Source organism: Brevundimonas sp. P7753, assembly GCF_013386595.1.
Lineage (GTDB): Bacteria > Pseudomonadota > Alphaproteobacteria > Caulobacterales > Caulobacteraceae > Brevundimonas > Brevundimonas bullata.
In genome coordinates this window covers 1-514 of the sequence record NZ_JACARP010000170.1, presented here as the reverse complement: position 1 = coordinate 514, position 514 = coordinate 1, and the positions used below count along the sequence as shown (strand labels likewise).

General features: G+C 66.9%; 1 pseudogene. It reads right to left on the bottom strand.

Annotation, left to right across the window (positions count from 1 at the left end):
- Positions 1 to 514: pseudogene (locus tag HX774_RS18755) on the bottom strand (hypothetical protein); the annotation flags it as partial.

Genomic DNA, 514 nt, shown 5'->3' with positions numbered 1-514 from the left:
CAGCCGCCGCCGCCGCCCAGAGACTGGGCGATCACGCCATAGCTGTTGTCGCCCGTCACCACGACCGCATCGGACTGGACAAGCCTGATCGCGCCGCCGTTGCCGCGGTTATCGTCCGACAGGTTCAGCGAACCGTTCGACGCAACGCCGAACATGGCGCCGCCGCCGCCGCCGATGGATTGCAGCATCAGGCCGTGGGCCATGTTGCCGCTGGTGAAGATGCCGCCATTGTGGGTCAGGTCGATCGCACCGCCATCACCCGACACGCCCTGGGCGCCGCCCAGAGTCAGGTCTGCCCCGTTCACACCCGACAGGCGGATTTCACCACCGCCCGCACCGATGGATTGCAGCAACAGGCCAAGGGCGTTGTCGCCAAACGTCTGCGTGCCACCACGATAGTTCCCGGTGATACCCGCCGCATCGGCGCCGCTGCCGCCTTGTGCGCCAAGGCTGGCCACAAGACCCGTATTGATCGAAGGCAATTGCACGACCATCGAGCCGCCGCCGCCGCCAA